This is a genomic window from Actinosynnema sp. NPDC020468 (assembly GCF_040642015.1).
In the GTDB taxonomy this organism is placed as follows: Bacteria; Actinomycetota; Actinomycetes; order Mycobacteriales; family Pseudonocardiaceae; genus Actinosynnema.
On the sequence record NZ_JBFAEO010000033.1, the window covers coordinates 1 to 17,555 of the forward strand.

Consider the following 17,555-nt stretch of genomic DNA (forward strand, 5'->3'; position numbering starts at 1 on the left):
AGTCGCCCACCGCCGCGACGGCCGGGATCTGCGCCAGCGCCTTGAGCCCGAACACCACCAGGTTCACCGTGCTCGCCAGCTGCTGCCGCCGCCGCTCGCCCGCCGCCGCTCGCCCGCCGCCGCTCGCCGGCCACCGACCACCGCCGCCCGCCGGGCTGAGTGGGGCTGGGTCGAGTTGGGCCGGGTCGAGCTGGGCTGGGCGAAGGTGGGGCGATTAGAGCCGTGGGGTGGGTGGGTCGTGCGGCGGCGGTGTGCGACAGCGGGGGGCGTCGGTGGCAGCGGCGGCCATTGGTGACTGGCGGTGACTGGCGGTGGTGGTGACTGGCGGTGGTGGTGGTGGCCGAAGTTGGGAACGGGTGCGGGGTGATGGTGGTTGTTCGGGGGCCTGGTGATTTTGGAAGGTGGGTTCGTGGTGAGGCGTCGGCGTGGCCAACTCCCGTACGGACGCTGCCTGTCTGAAACTCGCCGCGTCGTGCCCGCTGGGCCGCGCTGCGTGCGGTGGGGGATTGTTGGATTGTAGGACGATCTTGTGGTTCAACGAGGGAGTGTGTCTTTTGTTGAACAAGAGGGCAAAGTAAAAGCCACGCGGGTCGTGGGATTGTTGAACAATCCTACGACCCGCGTGGTGGGAGTGAGAAGAGCCGCAGTGGGGCGCGGAGGGCCTGGCGGCGTGGGGGAGTTACACGACCTCGGTGAGGGCGCCGGTGTGGACGTCGTAGACGAAACCTCGGACCTGGTCGCGGTGGGGGAGGAACGGGCTGTGGCGGACTCGGTTCATCGAGCCCTTCACCGAGTCCTTCGCTTCGCGGAAAGCTTCCACCGACCACATCGGGCGCAGACCCGAGTCCGACTCGAGTTCGTCCTTGAAGTCGTCCTCCGTGACCATTTCCAGGCCGCAGTTCGTGTGGTGCACCAACAGCACCTCGCGCGTGCCCAGCTTCCGCTGGCTCAGCGCCAACGACCGGATCACGTCGTCGGTCACCACACCGCCGGCGTTGCGCAGCACGTGCGCCTCACCCTGCTTCAACCCGAAGATCTCGAACACCCTGATCCGGGAGTCCATGCACGTCAGGATGGCCACCTTCAACGACGGCCGGGCCGTGGAGCGATCACCCGCGATGGCGTCGCCCAGAAGCGAGTTGCGGCGTAGGAGCTCGTCGATCGACGTCATTTCCACCTCCAAGTCCCCAGGATTGGAACCTCTGCCCGGGGGGTCGGCAATAGGTTCGATACGGGGATCACGTTCACCACATCGGGTTACTACCGCCTGCGTACGAAAAGACCAACGCCCGGTTACCTTCGGTCGCGTGACCGAGCCCACAGGCCCGCATCCGCCGACCGTCTACTGGCGCCGCCGCGTCGTCGCGATCGCCCTCGGGGTGGTCGCGCTCGTGGCCGCGGTCTGGACGACGGCGGCCCTCGTGGGGCGGGGCGAGCCGGGGTCCTCCCCACAACCGGGCGGCACCTCGAACCCTCCCACGCCGAGCAGCACCGTGCCCGCCACGAGCAGCAGCAGCACCACGAGCCCGGCACCGACGACGGCCACGCCCACCCCGCCGCCGGGGCCGCCGCAACCGTGCGAGGACAGGCAGTTCAAGGTCACGGCCGAGGCGAAGACCGAGCGGCAGCCGGAGTTCAGGATCGTGGTGACCAACACCGGGACCCTGCCGTGCACCAGGGAGATCGGGCGGCACGTCCGCGAGCTGAAGGTCATGACGGCGGACGGCGGCACGCGCCTGTGGTCGAGCAACGACTGCTACGACACGGAGGGCTCGGAGGTCCGGGTGATCAAACCCGGCGAGCGGTTCGAGTTCGGGCTCACCTGGCTCGGCACGACGTCGGAGCCGGGGTGCGGGCCGCGGACCAGGCTCGGTCCGGGCGACTACCTACTGGTGGCGACGGTCGCGGGCGTGTCGAGCGACCCGGTGGTCTTCCGCACCACGTGAACACCACCGGGTCGAACCGTCAGGGACCGAACCAGCGCTCTTCGGCGACGCCCTTGGGCGAACCCGCCGTGGAGCCGACGACCAGCTCCGTCGCGAGCAGCACCTGCCGCGGCCGGGTGCGCTCCGCCGAGTCCATCAGCAGCTTGCCCGCCGCGCGACCCTTCTCCAGCACGGGCTGCCGCACGGTGGTCAACCCGGCCTGCTCGGCCTCGCGGATCCCGTCGAACCCGGTCACCGTGAGGTCGGCCGGCACCCGCAGCCCGCGCCGCCGCGCCTCGTTCAACGCGCCCAGCGCCAGGATGTCCGACGTGCAGATCAACGCCGTGATCTGCGGGTCGCGCTCGAGCACCTGCCCGGCCGCCGAGGCGCCCGAGGACATCGTGTGGTCGAACCGCTCCGCGACCGGCACCGTGCTCCAGTCCACGCCCGCCTCGGTGAACGCCTGCTCCAGCCCGGCGAGCCGGGACCGCTGCACGTGGAAGTGCGCCGTCCGCTGCCGTTCCGGCGTGACGAAACCGTCGTTGCGGTCCCGCCCGAGCCGCATGCACACGACCCCGATCCGCCGGTGCCCCAACGAGATCAGGTGCCGGGCCAGCTCGGTCATCGCGGCCCGGTCGTCGATGCCGACCCGGTCGACGTTGCCGAGGTCCGGCTGGTCGCACACGACCGTGGGCACCGGGCGCTCCAACACCGCCGCCAGGTGCGGGTCGTCGTCCGGGACCGAGTACACGACGAAGCCGTCCACACCTGCCCGGTGGACCGCCGCGACGTCTTCCCGCTCCGGGTTCGCCGGCACCAGCAACAACCCCGTGCCCGCGTCCTCGCAGGCCAGCGCCAGGCCCTCGAGGAAGCCGAGCGCGGCGGGGTCGCGGAACGCGTAGGACAGGTTCTCGGTGAGCAACAGGCCCACCGCGCCCGCCTTGCGTGTCCGCAGGGAACGGGCCACCGGGTCGGGGCCCGGGTACCCGAGTCTTCTCGCTGTCTCCAACACCCGGCGTCGCAGCTCAGGGGAGAGCTGGTCGGGACGGTTGTACGCGTTGGACACCGTTGTCCGGGAAACACCCAGCTCGGCGGCCAAGGAGGCCAGCGTCGCCGGGCGTCGCACATGCATCGACCGCGCCATGAAGTGACCGTAACGGTTCAGAACCAATTACAGAAGTAGGGGTGACCGGCGTCCCTCAAAAATTCCATAACCGCAGGTCAAGGTGGGTCAACGGTCAACGCTTTGGTCCAGACCAATCGGCCTTAACGCGGTGGCGCAGACGATTCCCTGACCACGAGTCGCGGTCGGAACACCCGCGTGTAGTTGCCGGAGTGCCGACGCCGCCGATCGGGGTCCAGCCGGTGCACCAGTTCGTCCACCGCGGCCACCGCCATCTCCTCGATCGGCTGGGCCAGCGTGGTCAACGACGGCGAGCAGTAGGACGCCAGCGGGATGTCGTCGAAGCCCACCACGGACAGCTCGCCCGGCACCGACAGCCCGCGCCGGTGCGCCTCCCGCAGCACGCCGATCGCCATGTGGTCGGACGAGCAGATCACCGCCGTCGGCCGGATCGTGTCCAGCAGCGCCGCCACCGCCGCCGCGCCGCCCTCCGGCCCAAACGGCGCGTGCGCCACGAAGTCCGACTCGGCGGGCAGCCCGTCCTCCTCCAGCGCCGCCGCCCACCCGGCGCGCTTGAGCCGCGACGGCAGCGAGCGCGCCGGTCCCGACACGAAGCCGATCCGCCGGTGCCCCAGCTCCACCAGGTGCCTGGTCGCGGCGTACCCGGCGTGCTGCTCGTCCACCGTCACGTCCGGCACGTCCAGCGACGGTGTCGCGCCGTTGAGGAACACCATGTGCACCCCGTCGGCCAGCAGCTTCGCGTAGTACGACGGCCGCGGCGCCTGGCCGAGCGGCACCTCGACGTTGGTGATCTCCGGCGACACGAACACCATGCCCTCGACGCCGCGCGCGAGCAGCATCCGGACGTACTCCTCCTCGCCCATCGCCGCGTTGCCGGTGGCCCGCGTGTTGCACAGCAGCGACGAGTAGCCCAGCCGCGCCGCGCGCACCTCCAGCGCCTCGGCGAACGCCGGGAACACCGGGTTGGACAGCTCCGGCACCAGCAGCCCGATGACGCCGGTGCGCTGCAACGCGCCGAGGCCGCGCGGGGTGTAGGGCATCTCGGCGAGCACGGCCAGAACCCGCTGGCGGGTTTCGTCGTTGACACCGGGACGCCGGTTGAGGACCCGGCTCACCGTGGAGATGCTGACGCCCGCCGCCCTGGCGATCTCGGACAGACCGGGCACGGGTGCCTCCTCGGGTCGCTGATCGGTGACGTGCAGCCTGCCGGTGTCGGCAAATTTTTGCAACGGCCGGCCGGATTTCGCCCGTTCGCACGCCGCCATTACGGCGTTGTCGCGGCGCTTCCCTTGACGCGCAACCGGTCACGGGTATGCACTCCGCGGCAACGTTTTCGCAAGTTCTTGCACCCCACCTCGTCCGACGAGGTCCGCAGGAAGGGACGACAGCGACGATGCGCCGAACCCTCTTCACCGCCGTGGCGGCCGGTTTAGCCGGCACCCTCGTCCTCACCGCGTGCGGCGGTGGCGGCGGGGGCGCACCCGACTCGGGCGAGGTGACCTTCTGGGACACCTCCGGCCCGAACGAGAGCCCGGTGTTCGCCAGGATCGCGCAGGACTGCGCCGGCAAGGGCGGTTTCCGGGTGAAGACCGAGACGGTCGCCTTCGACCAGGCTCTCAACAACTACAAGACCGCGGCGCAGGGCGGACAGGGGCCGGACGTGTTCCGCGCCGAGGTCGCCTGGGTGCCCCAGCTGGCCAAGCTCGGCTACGTGCGGGACCTGACCGGCACCGACCTCCTCGCCGACACCGCCGACTTCCTGGGAACACCACTCGGTTCCACGAAGTACGAGGGTCGCGGGTACGGCGTGCCGCAGGTGACCGACTCGCTCGCCCTGTTCTACAACCGGAAGCTGCTGGCCGCGGCCGGCGTCGAACCGCCCCGGACGTGGGCCGAGCTCAAGGCCGCGGCACCGAGGCTCGGCGGCGAGAAGGCGTTCTTCGTCAACAACGACGCCTACTACGCGCTGCCGTTCCTCTACGGCGAGGGCGGCGACCTGGTCGACGCGGCGGCGAAGCGGATCGTGGTGAACTCGGCGGCCAACGTGCGGGCGCTCGAGACCGCGAAGGACCTGCTGACCTCGAAGTCGGCCGGCACCGCGCTGGACCCGGGCAACTCCTACTCGAACATGCAGGCCGCGTTCGGCGCGGGCGAGGTGGCCATGGTGGTCAACGGGCCGTGGTCGGTCGCCGACTACCTCAAGGGCGCCGCGTTCGCCGACGCCGCGAACCTCGGCATCGCGCCGGTGCCCGGTGTCACGGCGGGCAAGGGCTCGGCGCCGGTCGGCGGGCACGACTACGTGATCCGGCAGGGCAGCAGGGCGCCGGACTCGGCGGTGAAGTTCGTCGCCTGCATGAGCGGCACCGGGGCGCAGGCCGCGGTGGCGCGGGAACTCGGGCTGCTGCCGACCCGGAAGTCCGCCTACGACGATCCGGGCGTGCGGGCGAACGCGGTGGTGTCCGCGTTCCGACCGGTGGCCGACGCGGCGCACCCCCGGCCGTGGATCCCGGAGGGAGGCCAGTTGTTCGACCCGCTCAAGATCGCCTACGCGGACGTGCTGGCGGGCCGCGAGGACGCGAAGTCCGCGCTGGACGCGGTCGCGAAGGCCTACAAGGACCAGATCCTGCCCGAGTACTCGATCGGCTGACCCGGGGAGGGCTTCGGTGCGCAGGTTCCTGGAACGGCACTGGTACGCCTACGCGATGGTGCTGCCGGTCGTGGTGGTCGTCGGGGCGCTCGTGCTCTACCCGCTCGCGCAGGGCGTCTACTTCACCTTCACCGACGTCAACGAGGCGTCCATCGCGAACCCGGTGCTCGACCGGCCCGCGACCTACGTCGGCGTCGGGCTGCGCAACTACCTGAACGTGCTGTCCGGCGACCCCGCCTACGGCTCGTTCTGGTCGACGCTGGCGCGCACGCTGGTGTGGACGTTCGGCTGCGTGTTCTTCCACTACACCATCGGGTTGGCGCTCGCGCTGCTGCTGAACCGGCCGGTGCGCGGCCGCGCGGTGTACCGGGTGCTGCTGATGCTGCCGTGGGCGGTGCCCGCGTTCATCAGCGCGTTCGCCTGGAAGTACCTGTTCAACGCGAAGTACGGGCTCGTCAACCAGGCCCTGGGCGCCCTCGGCCTGCCGGGACCGGTGTGGCTCGGCCAGTCGGACTGGGCGCTCGTCGCGGTCGTGATCGTGAACGTGTGGCTGGGCGTGCCGTTCATGATGGTCGCGCTGCTGGGCGGGTTGCAGGCCATCCCGGGCGATCTCTTCGAGGCGGCCGAGGTCGACGGCGCGTCGGCGTGGCAGCGGTTCCGGCACGTGACGCTGCCCGGGCTGCGGTCGGTGTCGTCCACGGTGGTGCTGCTGGGCGTGATCTGGACGTTCAACATGTTCGCGGTGGTCTACCTGGTCACCGGCGCCAACCCGAACACCCGGATCCTGGTGACCTACGCCTTCGAGCGGTTCTTCTCCGGCGCGACGAGGGACTTCGCGATCGCGTCGACCTACGGCGTGCTGATCCTGTCGGTGCTGCTGGTGTTCGCCGCCGCCCACCGGCGCGCGCTGCGGGCGGGCGGGGAGGTGTGGTGATGGCACGACGGCGCAGGCTCGCGTCGGTCGGGTTGCACGCGGCGCTCGGGACGGCGTCGCTGATCGCGGTGTTCCCGGTGTTCTGGGTGCTGGTCACGTCGTTCAAGCCGGACGCGCGGGCGGTGGGCACCTCGCCGAGGCTGCTCGACGAGTCCACTGTGGACAACTACGTCCGGGTGCTGTCCGGCGAGAAGGGCGATTTCCTCGCCTGGTTCGGGAACTCGGTGCAGATCGCGGCGCTCACCACGGTGCTGTCGGTGTTCCTGTCCGCGACCACGGGGTACGCGGTGTCCCGCTTCCGGTTCCCGGGCAAGCGGTCGCTGATGCTGTCGTTCCTGGTGGTGCAGATGTTCCCGTTCGCGGTGCTGATCGTGCCGCTGTACGACATCCTGCTGGCGCTGGGGTTGCAGGGCACGTCGCTCGGCCTGGTGCTGGTGTACTGCACGACCGCGGTGCCGTTCTGCACCTACCTGCTCAAGGGGTACTTCGACACCATCCCGACCGACCTGGACGAGGCGGGCCGGGTCGACGGGCTCTCGCCGTTCGGCGTCTTCTGGCGGCTGATCCTGCCGCTGGCCAGGCCGGGGCTCGCGGTGACCGCGTTCTACGCGTTCCTGACCGCGTGGGGCGAGGTGGCGTTCGCGTCGGCGTTCCTGTCCGCGGCGGACGGGTCGAAGACGCTCGCGGTGGGCCTCCAGGTGTTCGTGCAGCAGAACCGGACCGAGTGGGGTCACCTCGCCGCCGCGTCGATCCTGGTGGCGGTGCCCGCGGTGGTCGTGTTCTACCTGGTGCAGCGGCACCTGGTGGCCGGCCTGTCGGCGGGCGCGGTGAAGGGGTAGTGGACTAGACCAATGGGGGTGTTCCCGTAAGCGCTTGCAATGCCTAGCGTTGCCCGAAAGCGTGTTCTCGAAAGGTGTGGCGATGGCTGAGGTCTCCTACGTCAAGGCTTCGCGGGTCTACTCCGGCAACCCGCCGGTGCGCGCGGTCGACGAACTGTCCCTGGACGTGCCCGACGGCGAGTTCCTGGTGCTCGTCGGCCCGTCCGGCTCGGGCAAGTCGACCGCGCTGCGGATGCTCGCGGGGCTGGAGGACGTGGACGAGGGCGCCATCCACATCGGCGGCAAGGACGTCACCAACGTGCCGCCGAAGGGCCGGGACATCGCGATGGTGTTCCAGTCCTACGCGCTGTACCCGCACATGACCGTGGCCGAGAACATGGGCTTCGCGCTCAAGCTGCGCGGCGTGAACAAGGCCGAGGTGCGCAAGAAGGTCGAAGAGGCCGCGGGCATGCTCGACCTGAACAAGTACCTGGACCGCAAGCCGAAGGCGCTCTCCGGCGGTCAGCGGCAGCGTGTCGCGATGGGTCGCGCCATCGTCCGCGAGCCCTCCGTGTTCCTCATGGACGAGCCGCTGTCCAACCTGGACGCCAAGCTGCGCGTCGAGACCCGGGCCAACATCGCCGCGCTCCAGCAGCGCCTGGGCACGACGATGATCTACGTGACGCACGACCAGATCGAGGCCATGACCATGGGCCACCGGGTCGCGGTGCTCAAGGACGGCCTGCTCCAGCAGTGCGACACCCCGCGCGCGCTCTACGACCGGCCGGCCAACGCGTTCGTCGCGGGCTTCATGGGCTCGCCGGCGATGAACCTCAAGACCGTGCCGCTGACCTCCGAGGGCGTGAAGCTCGACGGTCTCGTGGTGCCGCTGGACCGCCGCGCGCTCGACCGGGCCGCCCGCGAGGGCCTGCGCGAGGTCACGTTCGGTGTCCGCCCCGAGTCGCTCGCGCTCGTCCCGGCGCACGAGTACGGCATGGACATGACCGTCGAACTGGTCGAGGAACTCGGCGCGGACGCGCTCGTGCACGGCGCGGTGCGCATCGGCAACGCCTCCGAGCGCTTCGTGGTCCGCGTCGACGGCCGGACCCCGCCCGCCCTGGGCAACCGCGTCAAGGTCGCGGTGCGCGGCGCCGGCGAGATCCACCTGTTCCACCCGGAGTCGGGCCTTCGGCTGACCGACTGACCGTCGGGTCGACCCGCACATGTCAGGGCCACCCCCGTGCGGCCGGGGGTGGCCCTGACGCGTGTCCGGGAGCACGGATGTGGCAACGAGAACACCCGGTCGGTGGACAAACCGGCAGCACAGCGTTCTAAACTGAACTCGACAACGGTTTCCATTGCCTGTTGATCCGCCTGTCGAGGAGTGGGTAGATGACTGTCCGTAACGCGTTGCTCGGCGCGGTGGCCGCCGTGACCGCCGTCGCCCTGACCGCCTGCGGTCAGTCCGCGCCCACCGCCGCGAGCGGGAAGATCAAGGTGGTGTCCTCCACCAACGTGTGGGGCAGCGTGGTCAAGGCGGTGGGCGGCGACGAGGTCGACGTCACCGCGATCATCAGCGACCCCTCCGGCGATCCGCACTCCTACGAGGGCAAGCCGTCCGACGTGACCGCCGTGCACGACGCCAAGCTGGTGATCTTCAACGGCGGCGGCTACGACGACTTCTTCGCCACGCTGCTCGACGCCCAGACCGAGGACGCCCGCAAGATCGAGACGTTCGTGCTGTCCGGCAAGGCGGCGGGCCACGACGACCAGGGCGAGAAGCACGAGGTCAACGAGCACGTCTGGTACGACCTCGCGACCGTCCACAAGGTCGCCGACCAGGCCGCGTCCGACCTGTCCGAGATCGCGCCCGACCGCAAGGCGACCTTCGAGGCGAACGCCGATCGGTTCGGGCGCAAGCTGGACGAGCTGAAGACCGAGCTCGAGGGCAAGGGCAAGGACCGCAAGGTGCTCCAGACCGAGCCCGTGTCGCACTACCTGCTCGACACGGCCGGCGTGGACGACGTGACGCCCGCGTCGTTCAGCGAGGCCGTCGAGTCCGAAACGGACATCCCCGCCGCGGCGCTGGCCGACGTGCTGGGACTGGTGGGCCGCAAGGAGGTCGTGGCGCTGGTGAACAACGTGCAGACGGAGAACGCGGCGACGAACCAGGTCGTGGCGAAGGCGAAGGAGGTGGGCGTGCCGGTGGTCGAGGTCACCGAGACGCTCCCGGCCGGCGCCACCGGTTACCTTGACTGGATGACGAAACAGGTGGACGCGCTCGTGGTCGCGCTCGGCGCATGACCACGCGGGTGGCGGCCCGGGTGGACGCGGCGGTGGCGCTGCGCGGCGCGCGACTGTCCTACGGGGACCGGGTGCTGTGGGACGGCCTCGACCTCGACGTCGCGCCGGGCGAGTTCATCGCGGTGCTCGGGCCCAACGGGTCGGGCAAGACGAGCCTGATGAAGGTGCTGCTCGGCCTCCAGCCGCTGGCCGCCGGCACCGTCGAGGTGGTCGGCGGGCCGCGCCGGATCGGCTACATCCCCCAGCAGCGGGCGCTCGACGCCACGCTCACCCTGCGCGGTCGCGACCTCGTCGGCTTCGGCCTCGACGGGCACCGCTGGGGCATCGGGTGGCGTGGCCGCGCGGTGCGCCGGGAACGGGTCGACGCCGCGCTGGAGGCCGTCGGCGCGACCCGGTACGCGGACTCGCCGATCGGGCTGCTGTCCGGCGGCGAGCAGCAGCGGCTGCGGGTGGCGCAGGCCCTCGTCGGCGACCCGGGCGTGCTGCTGTGCGACGAGCCGCTGCTCTCGCTCGACCTCGCCCACCAGCGGGTGGTCAGCGACCTGATCGACCGGCGGCGGCGCGAGGCGGACACCGCCGTGCTGTTCGTGACGCACGAGATCAACCCGGTGCTGCCGCTGGTGGACCGGGTGCTGTACCTGGTGGACGGCCGGTTCCGGATCGGCACGCCCGCCGAGGTGATGACGTCCGCGACGCTGTCCGAGCTGTACCGCACGAACGTGGAGGTGGTCCGCGTGCGCGACCAGATCCACGTGGTGGGCGCCCAGCACGTGTGCGAGGACGAGCCGCACCACGTCGAGGAAGAGGGCTGATGGGGGAGTTCTTCGACTGGGGGCTCACCGCGCAGCTCCTGGGCTACGGGTTCGTGCAGCAGATGCTCGTGGCGGGCGCCGTGCTCGGCGCGGTCGCGGGCCTGCTGGGGCCGCTGGTCGTGACGCGGAAGATGGCGTTCGCCGTGCACGGCACGAGCGAGCTGGCGTTCACCGGCGGCGCGGCGGCCCTGCTGGTCGGCGTCGGCGTGGGGTACGGGGCGCTGGCGGGGTCCGTGGTGGCCGCGCTGCTGCTGGGGCTGCTGTCCCGGCGCGACTCGGACCGGGACTCGGTGATCGGCGCGATCCTGGCGTTCGGGCTCGGGCTCGGCGTGCTGTTCCTGTACCTCTACAAGGGCCGCTCGGCGAACAAGTTCGGGTTGTTGACCGGGCAGATCGTCAGCGTCGGCTCGACCGACCTGTGGCTGCTGATCGGCGCGTCGGTGGTCGTGCTCGGCGTGCTGGCGGCGATCTACCGGCCGCTGCACTTCGCGTCCGTGGACGCCGCCGTGGCGACCGCGCGCGGCGTGCCGGTGCGCACGCTCTCCGTGGTGTTCGCGGTCCTGGTGGGCATCGCCACGGCGCTGAGCGTGCAGATCGTCGGCGCGCTGCTGGTGCTGTCGCTGATGATCACCCCGGCCGCCGCGGCCGCCCGGGTGACCGCCTCGCCGGTCCGCGCCACGCTGCTGGCCGTGCTGTTCGCCGAACTCGCCGTGGTCGGCGGGATCCTGCTCTCCCTGGCGCCCGGCGTGCCGGTGAGCGCGTTCGTCACGGCCATCTCGTTCCTCACCTACCTGCTGTGCCGGGGCTTCGGCACGCCGCAAACCAGGACCGTCTAGAAAACTTCGCCCGATCGGGTTTGGCCGGGTTCGCAGCGGGTAGCCCACCCTCGACCGACCTACCCGGGGTTGGCGCTGCGCTGAATCGAGCGCCGGATGCCGAGGACACGAGCACCCAGCACGCCGGTGATCGCGCGTCCCCACTGTGAACACCCTGCGTTACACCGCGACGACGGTCCGTGCCCGGTGTCCGGGTGGGACGGTCGGTCAGGCGGAGCGGGTGACCTCGGGCTCGTCCACCCGCGGCGCCGGCAGCCTGCGGGGGTGGAAGTCGACACCGGCCACGCGGACCTGGTTGCGGCCGTTCTCCTTGGCCGCGTAGAGCGCCGCGTCGGCGCTGTGCTGGCCCGCCGCCAGGGTGTCGCCGTTCTCCGGCAGCACGGCGACGCCGATCGACGCGGAGATGGCGCGCACCTCGGGGCCGTCGGCGTTGAGCGGCAGGTTGCGGCCGCGCAGCGTCACGTTGTTGCGGTGCTTGTCGGTCGTCTCGACGGTCATCTCGCCGATCGCCTCGCGCACCCGCTCGGCGATCGCGGTGCCCGCGGCGACGCCCGTGTCGGCCAGCACGACCACGAACTCCTCGCCGCCGTCCCGACCCGCCACGTCGCCCGGGCGCAGCTTCTCGCGCAGGATGCGGCCCACCTCGGCCAGCACCGCGTTGCCCGCCGGGTGGCCCCAGGTGTCGTTGATCTTCTTGAAGTGGTCGAGGTCGATCGCGAGCACGGTCACCTGGGTGCCGTCGCGGCCGCACCGCTCGGTCAGCCGGGACGCGTACTCGTTCAGGCCCGTGGTGTTCAGCAGGCCGGTGCGGAAGTCGGTGTGCGCGTCCTCGGTGAGCCGGGCCTGGACCTGCTCCTGCTCGCGCAGCAGCCGCTCGAGGTGCGCCCGGCGCTCGGCCGCGTGGTAGAGCAGCGAGTTCACCAGGATGACCGGGAACACCAGCAGCAGCGGCCCGACCCAGTGCGTCGTCATCAGCATGCCGAGCATGGCGCCCGCGCCGAGCGTGCTCAGCTCGAGCATGTTGTCCGCGCGCGAGCCGAGGAACTCGACGATCCGGGTGTGCGGGGTGACGATCTTCAGCGCGACCGCGATGTTCATGCCCTGCGCGGACCAGTTCAGCACCGCGGCGGCGATCAGCACGAGCACGAGGCTCAGGTCTTTCCACACGTTGCCGGTCGCCAACAACGTGAATCCCGACAGGTGGACCACGGCCCACGCGAGCAGAGTTCCACCGAGGATGCTCGCCGTGCTGAACACGAACCGGTGCGGCTGTCGGCGGGCGATCGGCTGCACCAGGATGCGCATCCAGATCGTCACCAGCACGACCAGCGCGCCGGGCAGCGCGATGGCCGCCGCGAAGGTCCACACCGAGGTCAGGTCGATGTGCGGTCCGGACGATTCGTCACGACGCGACTCCTCTGCGCGACGAACGATCGTCAAGTGCACCGTGATGGCGAACATGACGGCGCCGAACCGCATCCAATCGGCTTGCCCGATCGTTCCCAGAGATGTCAGCAGCCAAATGGCCGCACCGCCTACCGCCGATTCGATCACCAGGAAGTAGGCGAGCGCAGCAGGCCGCAGCGACCAGAGATCCCAGTTCCGAATCGAGGCCCAGCCGACTGCCCGGGATGCCTTTCCGTCAGTCAAACTGTTCTCCACCACGACCCCCTACCCGGCAGGCAACGTGACGCCGCGCGCGCTCGCGAGGCCGGTCGCGGCTCCACGCCGAACCGCACAAAGGAGGCGTTCGCCATGCGCAACCGCGACATGTGAGACCACCTTCTCCTCATCCGGTCCGAATGTTCACCGTACGTGCCCGCTCACTGGCGGGCCGCAGCCGAGGGGCCCTTCATGTTTGACAATCGCGACATGTGATGACTCCGTTTCAGATCGCCACCGCCTCCGGGCCATTCCGGACGCGTGCCCGTCGCCAGGCTACGGTCGCCTGGGTGGCGAGCAGGAGGCCGATGCCTCCGGCGCCCGCGATCGTCGCGGTGACCGATCCGATGGAGTGCGCCACCACGCCGGCAACCGCCATGCCGCCGCCCTGCGAGGAGCGCAGCGCGGCACGGCCGATGCCGTAGGCCCGACCCCGGTAGGCGTCGGGCAGGATCCGCATCCACGCCGAGCGGGCGGGCGTGTGGTACGCGCCGGCCATCCCCGCGATGACCAGCAGCGCGATGGTCCACGTCAGGTTCGGGTTCAGCGCGAACATGATCAACGGCGCCAGTGACAGGATGGCGAGCGGACCGATCAGCCGCTCGCGCTTCGCCGGGTCGCGGACCAGGCGGAACAGCACGGCCACGCCCAGCACGTTCGCCGCGGGTTCGATGGCCAGGATGAGCCCGACCGCCCAGACGGCGCCGAGGTCGGCGGCCAGCGGCACGGCGAGACCCTCGGGCACCATCGCGAGTCCGGCGAGCAGCCGCATGCCCATCAGCGAGCGCAGCCGGGGCTCCGTGACCAGCAGTGTGAACGCGCCCTTGGGACCTTCGGGATCCCGATTCCGGCTCCCGTGCGGGTCGGCGGCCGGCCGGAACCTCACCGACAGCTGCACCAGGACCGCCACGAGCACGAACGACGCGGCGTTCGCGGCCAGCGCCACGTTCGGCCCGGCCGCGGTCACCAGGAAGCCCGCGCCCGCGAGCCCGGCCATCTGCGCCACGTCCACCGAGGTGCCGAACAGCGCGACGCCATCGTCGTACCGGTCGCCCGGCAGCACCGAGGGCAGGCTCGCCTCCTGCGCCGCGAGGAACGGCGAGGAGATCATCAGCACCGACACCAGCAGCACGATCATGGCCCACAGCGGCACGCCCGGCACGGCCATCAGACCCATCAGGGCGGCCTGGAGCCAGGCGCAGCAGATCATCACCGTCCGGCGCGGGTAGCGGTCGGCCACCCAGCCCAGCAGCGGGCCGGAGACCAGTGGCGGGAACAGCGTCAGCGACCACGTCAGGGCCGTCCAGGCGGCCGACTGCGTGCGCTCGAACACCAGCAGCGACAGCGCGACGGCGGCCAGCTGGTCGCCCGCGGTCGACACCGTCGAACCGATCCACAGCCCGCGGAACTCGCGGTTGCCCACGAGCGCGCGCACCGCGCCACCCGGCGTCACGACGACCCCGGGAGTTCAGTCCCCGATGAGTGAGTCACGTTACCCCCACCCGAAGTAACAATTTCCTCGGTTAGCACGGTAGAAGCTGCTGGTTGTGCAATCTCTGTCCTACCACAGTGTGTACCCGAACGGACCAGATCAGTTACATAAAGTAGTTACATCGGCAAAAAGACTGCTGTCCATTCTTGACAGTTGACCGTACGTGCCCCGGCGCGAGCAATGCCCGCCTACCCTACGTCAGGGTGACCTCCATTGGCTCCGGGACCGCTGGGCCGACCGGTCCAGTGCGTTCGTGCGTGCCGACGAGTCCCGTTGGGCCGCCCGATCGGCAATTGTTGCGGCGCCGACCGGTGCCGATCTTCAGAACTGGTAGTACAGGAACGGGCTGAACGTCCCACCCGCGACCAGGATCGCGGAGTAGGCGACACCCGCCGTCATCAGGGACACCCTAGCGGCCGTGGCGACGCGGTCGCGTGAGGACTCCAGGTATGGCCCGGTCACCGGGTGGTCGGGCAGCACCAGAATGATCAACCCGATCAGCAGGAGCACGATCCGCTGATTCGTGGCGGCCGCCGAGACGGTCTCGCCGAGACCGCCGAAATCGGGGACCAGAAGATGACCGATCATGGTCAGCGCGGCACCGAGGTCGGCCGACCGGAAGAACACCCAGCCGATTACCACGAGCAACGTCGTGAGCGCCCGCCGGGCAATTGCCGGGCCTTTCCGGCGCGGTCCCGAATCCCAGCCGAAACGCCGTTCCACGATCAACAGCGCGCCGTGGAACAAACCCCAGACGAGAAACGTCCAGTTCGCGCCGTGCCAGAAACCGGTGAGCACGAATACGATTCCGAGGTTCCGGTAGGTGCGCGCCACGCCGTGCCGGTTGCCGCCCAGCGGGATGTAGACGTAGTCCCGGAACCACCGGGACAGCGACATGTGCCAGCGCCGCCAGAACTCGGTGATCGTCACCGACGAGTAGGGCCGGGCGAAGTTCTCCGGCAACCGGAATCCCAGCATCCGGCCGAGCCCGATCGCCATGTCCGAGTAGCCGGAGAAGTCGAAGTAGAGCTGGAGCGTGTAGCCGATCGCGCCGATCCAGGCGATGCCCGAGGTCATCCGGTCGCCGGGGGTGGCGAAGCACGCGTCGACCAGCGGCGCCAGCGAGTCGGCGATCACGACCTTCTTGCACAGCCCGAGCGCGAACCGCGGGAAGCCCGCCGCGATGTCGTCCAGCCGGTGCGTGCGCCGCTGCGGCAACTGGTCCGCGATCTCCCGGTACCGCACGATCGGGCCCGCGATGAGCTGCGGGAACATCGCGATGTAGGTCACGAACGACACGGGGTCGCGCAGCGCGCGCCGCTCGCCCCGGTACACGTCCACGACGTAGGAGATGTGGTGGAACGTGTAGAACGAGATGCCGATCGGCAGCGCCAGGTGCACCACCGGCAGGTCCGCGCCGACCAGCGACGCGATCGCGTGCGCCTGCTCGGTCGCGAAGCCCAGGTACTTCCACACCACCAGCACGGCCAGGTCGAACACGACCACGCCGACCAGCAGCCCGCGCCGCGAGCCCTCGGGCCGGGTGTCGTCGGGCTCCAGCCGCCGCCCGGCCAGGAAGTTCACCACCACGCACGCCAGCAGCAGGAACGTCGTGCCGCCCGCGCCGGTCGCGTAGAACAGCACACTGGCGATCGCCACGACCAGGTTGCGCCGGTTCCGGGGTGCGGCGAGGAGTGCCGCCAGCACGAGCGGCAGGAACAACCACAGGAACAGGGGCGAGGCGAACGACATCGCCCGTGACCCTATCCGGCGACCGAGCGCGATGTCTCGAACACGGCGCGAAGAGCGCACCACGACCCGGAGTCGCCACCCGACCCCGCTCGGTGGCGTGCGGGCGGCCACGGTGGCGTTCGGGGCCGGTTGCGGTGCCCTGGGGGCGAGGTGCCTCAGGGCGGGCACGCCACCGGGGTCGGCGTCGCACGTGATCCCGGTCGGTGATCACGTGCGACGGTCCGAAACTGCTACGCCCGGACTTCTACGCCCGGACTGCTAGCCGCGGGCGGCGACGCGGCGGCGGCGGGCCACCTCGGCCAGGACCACGCCGGCGGCGACCGAGGCGTTCAGCGACTCCACGCCCGGCGACATCGGGATCGACACCGTCTGGTCGCACGTCTCGCGCACCAGCCGGGACAGCCCCCGACCCTCCGAGCCGACGACCACGACCAGCGGACCGGTGGCGAGCTCGAGGCCGTCCACGTCCACGTCGCCGTCCGCGTCCAGGCCGACGACCATCAGCCCGGCCTCGGCCCACTCGCGCAGCTGGCGGGTCAGGTTGGTGGCGATCGCGATCGGCATCCGCGCCGCGGTGCCCGCGCTGGTGCGCCACGCCACGGCCGTGATGCTCGCCGAACGCCGCTGCGGCAGCACGACGCCGTGCGCGCCGAACGCCGCCGCCGACCGCACGACCGCGCCCAGGTTGCGCGGGTCGGTCACGCCGTCCAGCGCGACCAGCAGCGGCGGGTTGCCCGACTGCTGCGCGGTCTTGAGCAGCTCGCGCGGCTCGGCGTACTCGTACGGCGGCACCTGGAGGCCGAGGCCCTGGTGCATCGCGCCGCCGGTGATCCGGTCCAGCTCGCCGCGCGCGACCTCGAGCACCGAGATGCCCCGGGTCGCGGCCAGCCGCACGGCCTCGGCCACCCGGTCGTCGCTGTCGATGCCCAGCGCCACGTACAGCGCCGTCGCCGGGATCTCCGCGCGGAGGCACTCCACGACGGGGTTGCGGCCCGCCACGGTCTCCGGCTGGTTCTCCGCGACACGACGGCGCTGCGTGCGCGCCTGCTCGACCTTCGCGGTCGCCTGCGCGCGCTTGTAGGCCGGGTGGTTCGGCCGGTCCGACGCCTTGGGCGTCGGACCCTTGCCCTGCAAGCCCTTCGACTTCTGCCCGCCGGACCCGACGACCGCGCCCTTCTTGGAGCCCGGGTTGCGCATCGCACCCCGGCGCTTGGAATTCCCTGCCACGG

Annotated in this window: 16 protein-coding genes; 8 read left to right on the forward strand and 8 right to left on the reverse strand. The window is 70.7% G+C overall.

Annotated elements, in window-relative coordinates; all coding sequences use genetic code 11:
* Positions 1 to 679: 679 nt before the first annotated feature.
* Both AB0G50_RS22965 and AB0G50_RS22970 read right to left on the reverse strand, forming a co-directional pair.
* Complete coding sequence (locus tag AB0G50_RS22965; protein ID WP_360111966.1) at positions 680 to 1,171, reverse strand: carbonic anhydrase; 492 nt, start codon at positions 1,169 to 1,171, stop codon at positions 680 to 682.
* 171 nt (positions 1,172 to 1,342) lie between these two features.
* On the reverse strand, positions 1,343 to 1,654 hold the full coding sequence (locus AB0G50_RS22970) for a hypothetical protein (protein ID WP_360111968.1): 312 nt from the start codon (positions 1,652 to 1,654) through the stop codon (positions 1,343 to 1,345).
* Here AB0G50_RS22970 and AB0G50_RS22975 point away from each other — a divergent pair.
* Positions 1,647 to 1,946 (forward strand): hypothetical protein, encoded by a 300-nt coding sequence (locus AB0G50_RS22975; protein WP_360111970.1) that lies wholly within the window; start codon positions 1,647 to 1,649, stop codon positions 1,944 to 1,946. The two genes, AB0G50_RS22970 and AB0G50_RS22975, sit on opposite strands and share 8 nt — an antisense overlap.
* Before the next feature lie 19 nt (positions 1,947 to 1,965).
* Here AB0G50_RS22975 and AB0G50_RS22980 read toward each other — a convergent pair whose 3' ends face one another.
* Complete coding sequence (locus tag AB0G50_RS22980; protein ID WP_360111972.1) at positions 1,966 to 3,069, reverse strand: LacI family DNA-binding transcriptional regulator; 1,104 nt, start codon at positions 3,067 to 3,069, stop codon at positions 1,966 to 1,968.
* Positions 3,070 to 3,191: 122 nt separating this feature from the next.
* Entirely contained in the window at positions 3,192 to 4,235 is a 1,044-nt protein-coding gene (locus AB0G50_RS22985; protein WP_360111974.1) for a LacI family DNA-binding transcriptional regulator, read from the reverse strand.
* A 227-nt stretch (positions 4,236 to 4,462) separates the two neighbouring features.
* Here AB0G50_RS22985 and AB0G50_RS22990 point away from each other — a divergent pair, with 227 nt between their 5' ends.
* From AB0G50_RS22990 to AB0G50_RS23020, 7 genes are all read left to right on the forward strand, one after another.
* Positions 4,463 to 5,716 (forward strand): extracellular solute-binding protein, encoded by a 1,254-nt coding sequence (locus AB0G50_RS22990; RefSeq protein ID WP_360111976.1) that lies wholly within the window; start codon positions 4,463 to 4,465, stop codon positions 5,714 to 5,716.
* 16 nt (positions 5,717 to 5,732) lie between these two features.
* Entirely contained in the window at positions 5,733 to 6,650 is a 918-nt protein-coding gene (locus AB0G50_RS22995) for a sugar ABC transporter permease (protein ID WP_360111978.1), read from the forward strand.
* Complete coding sequence (locus AB0G50_RS23000; protein ID WP_360111979.1) at positions 6,650 to 7,489, forward strand: carbohydrate ABC transporter permease; 840 nt, start codon at positions 6,650 to 6,652, stop codon at positions 7,487 to 7,489. The genes AB0G50_RS22995 and AB0G50_RS23000 overlap by 1 nt, the downstream gene beginning before the upstream one ends.
* 82 nt (positions 7,490 to 7,571) lie before the next feature.
* Positions 7,572 to 8,672: a sn-glycerol-3-phosphate ABC transporter ATP-binding protein UgpC gene (ugpC, locus tag AB0G50_RS23005; protein WP_360111981.1), complete on the forward strand. Its 1,101-nt coding sequence runs from the start codon at positions 7,572 to 7,574 to the stop codon at positions 8,670 to 8,672.
* Positions 8,673 to 8,860: 188 nt separating this feature from the next.
* Positions 8,861 to 9,772: a zinc ABC transporter substrate-binding protein gene (locus AB0G50_RS23010; RefSeq protein WP_360111983.1), complete on the forward strand. Its 912-nt coding sequence runs from the start codon at positions 8,861 to 8,863 to the stop codon at positions 9,770 to 9,772.
* Positions 9,769 to 10,584 carry an ATP-binding cassette domain-containing protein gene (locus tag AB0G50_RS23015; RefSeq protein WP_360111985.1) on the forward strand — a complete coding sequence of 272 codons (816 nt, stop codon included), beginning with the start codon at positions 9,769 to 9,771 and terminating at the stop codon, positions 10,582 to 10,584. The genes AB0G50_RS23010 and AB0G50_RS23015 overlap by 4 nt, the downstream gene beginning before the upstream one ends.
* Positions 10,584 to 11,420, forward strand: coding sequence for a metal ABC transporter permease (locus AB0G50_RS23020; protein ID WP_360111987.1), 837 nt, complete (start codon positions 10,584 to 10,586; stop codon positions 11,418 to 11,420). The genes AB0G50_RS23015 and AB0G50_RS23020 overlap by 1 nt, the downstream gene beginning before the upstream one ends.
* A gap of 207 nt (positions 11,421 to 11,627) precedes the next feature.
* Here AB0G50_RS23020 and AB0G50_RS23025 read toward each other — a convergent pair whose 3' ends face one another.
* The 4 genes from AB0G50_RS23025 to rlmB all read right to left on the reverse strand — a co-directional run bounded on the left by AB0G50_RS23025 (position 11,628) and on the right by rlmB (position 17,553).
* Positions 11,628 to 12,866, reverse strand: a complete 1,239-nt coding sequence (locus AB0G50_RS23025; RefSeq protein ID WP_360112113.1) for a GGDEF domain-containing protein — start codon at positions 12,864 to 12,866, stop codon at positions 11,628 to 11,630.
* A 442-nt stretch (positions 12,867 to 13,308) separates the two neighbouring features.
* Entirely contained in the window at positions 13,309 to 14,517 is a 1,209-nt protein-coding gene (locus AB0G50_RS23030) for an MFS transporter (RefSeq protein WP_360111989.1), read from the reverse strand.
* Positions 14,518 to 14,895: 378 nt separating this feature from the next.
* On the reverse strand, positions 14,896 to 16,326 hold the full coding sequence (locus AB0G50_RS23035) for an MBOAT family protein (protein WP_360111991.1): 1,431 nt from the start codon (positions 16,324 to 16,326) through the stop codon (positions 14,896 to 14,898).
* Between the two features lie 258 nt (positions 16,327 to 16,584).
* Positions 16,585 to 17,553, reverse strand: a complete 969-nt coding sequence (gene rlmB, locus AB0G50_RS23040) for a 23S rRNA (guanosine(2251)-2'-O)-methyltransferase RlmB (protein ID WP_360111993.1) — start codon at positions 17,551 to 17,553, stop codon at positions 16,585 to 16,587.
* Positions 17,554 to 17,555: the final 2 nt, after the last annotated feature.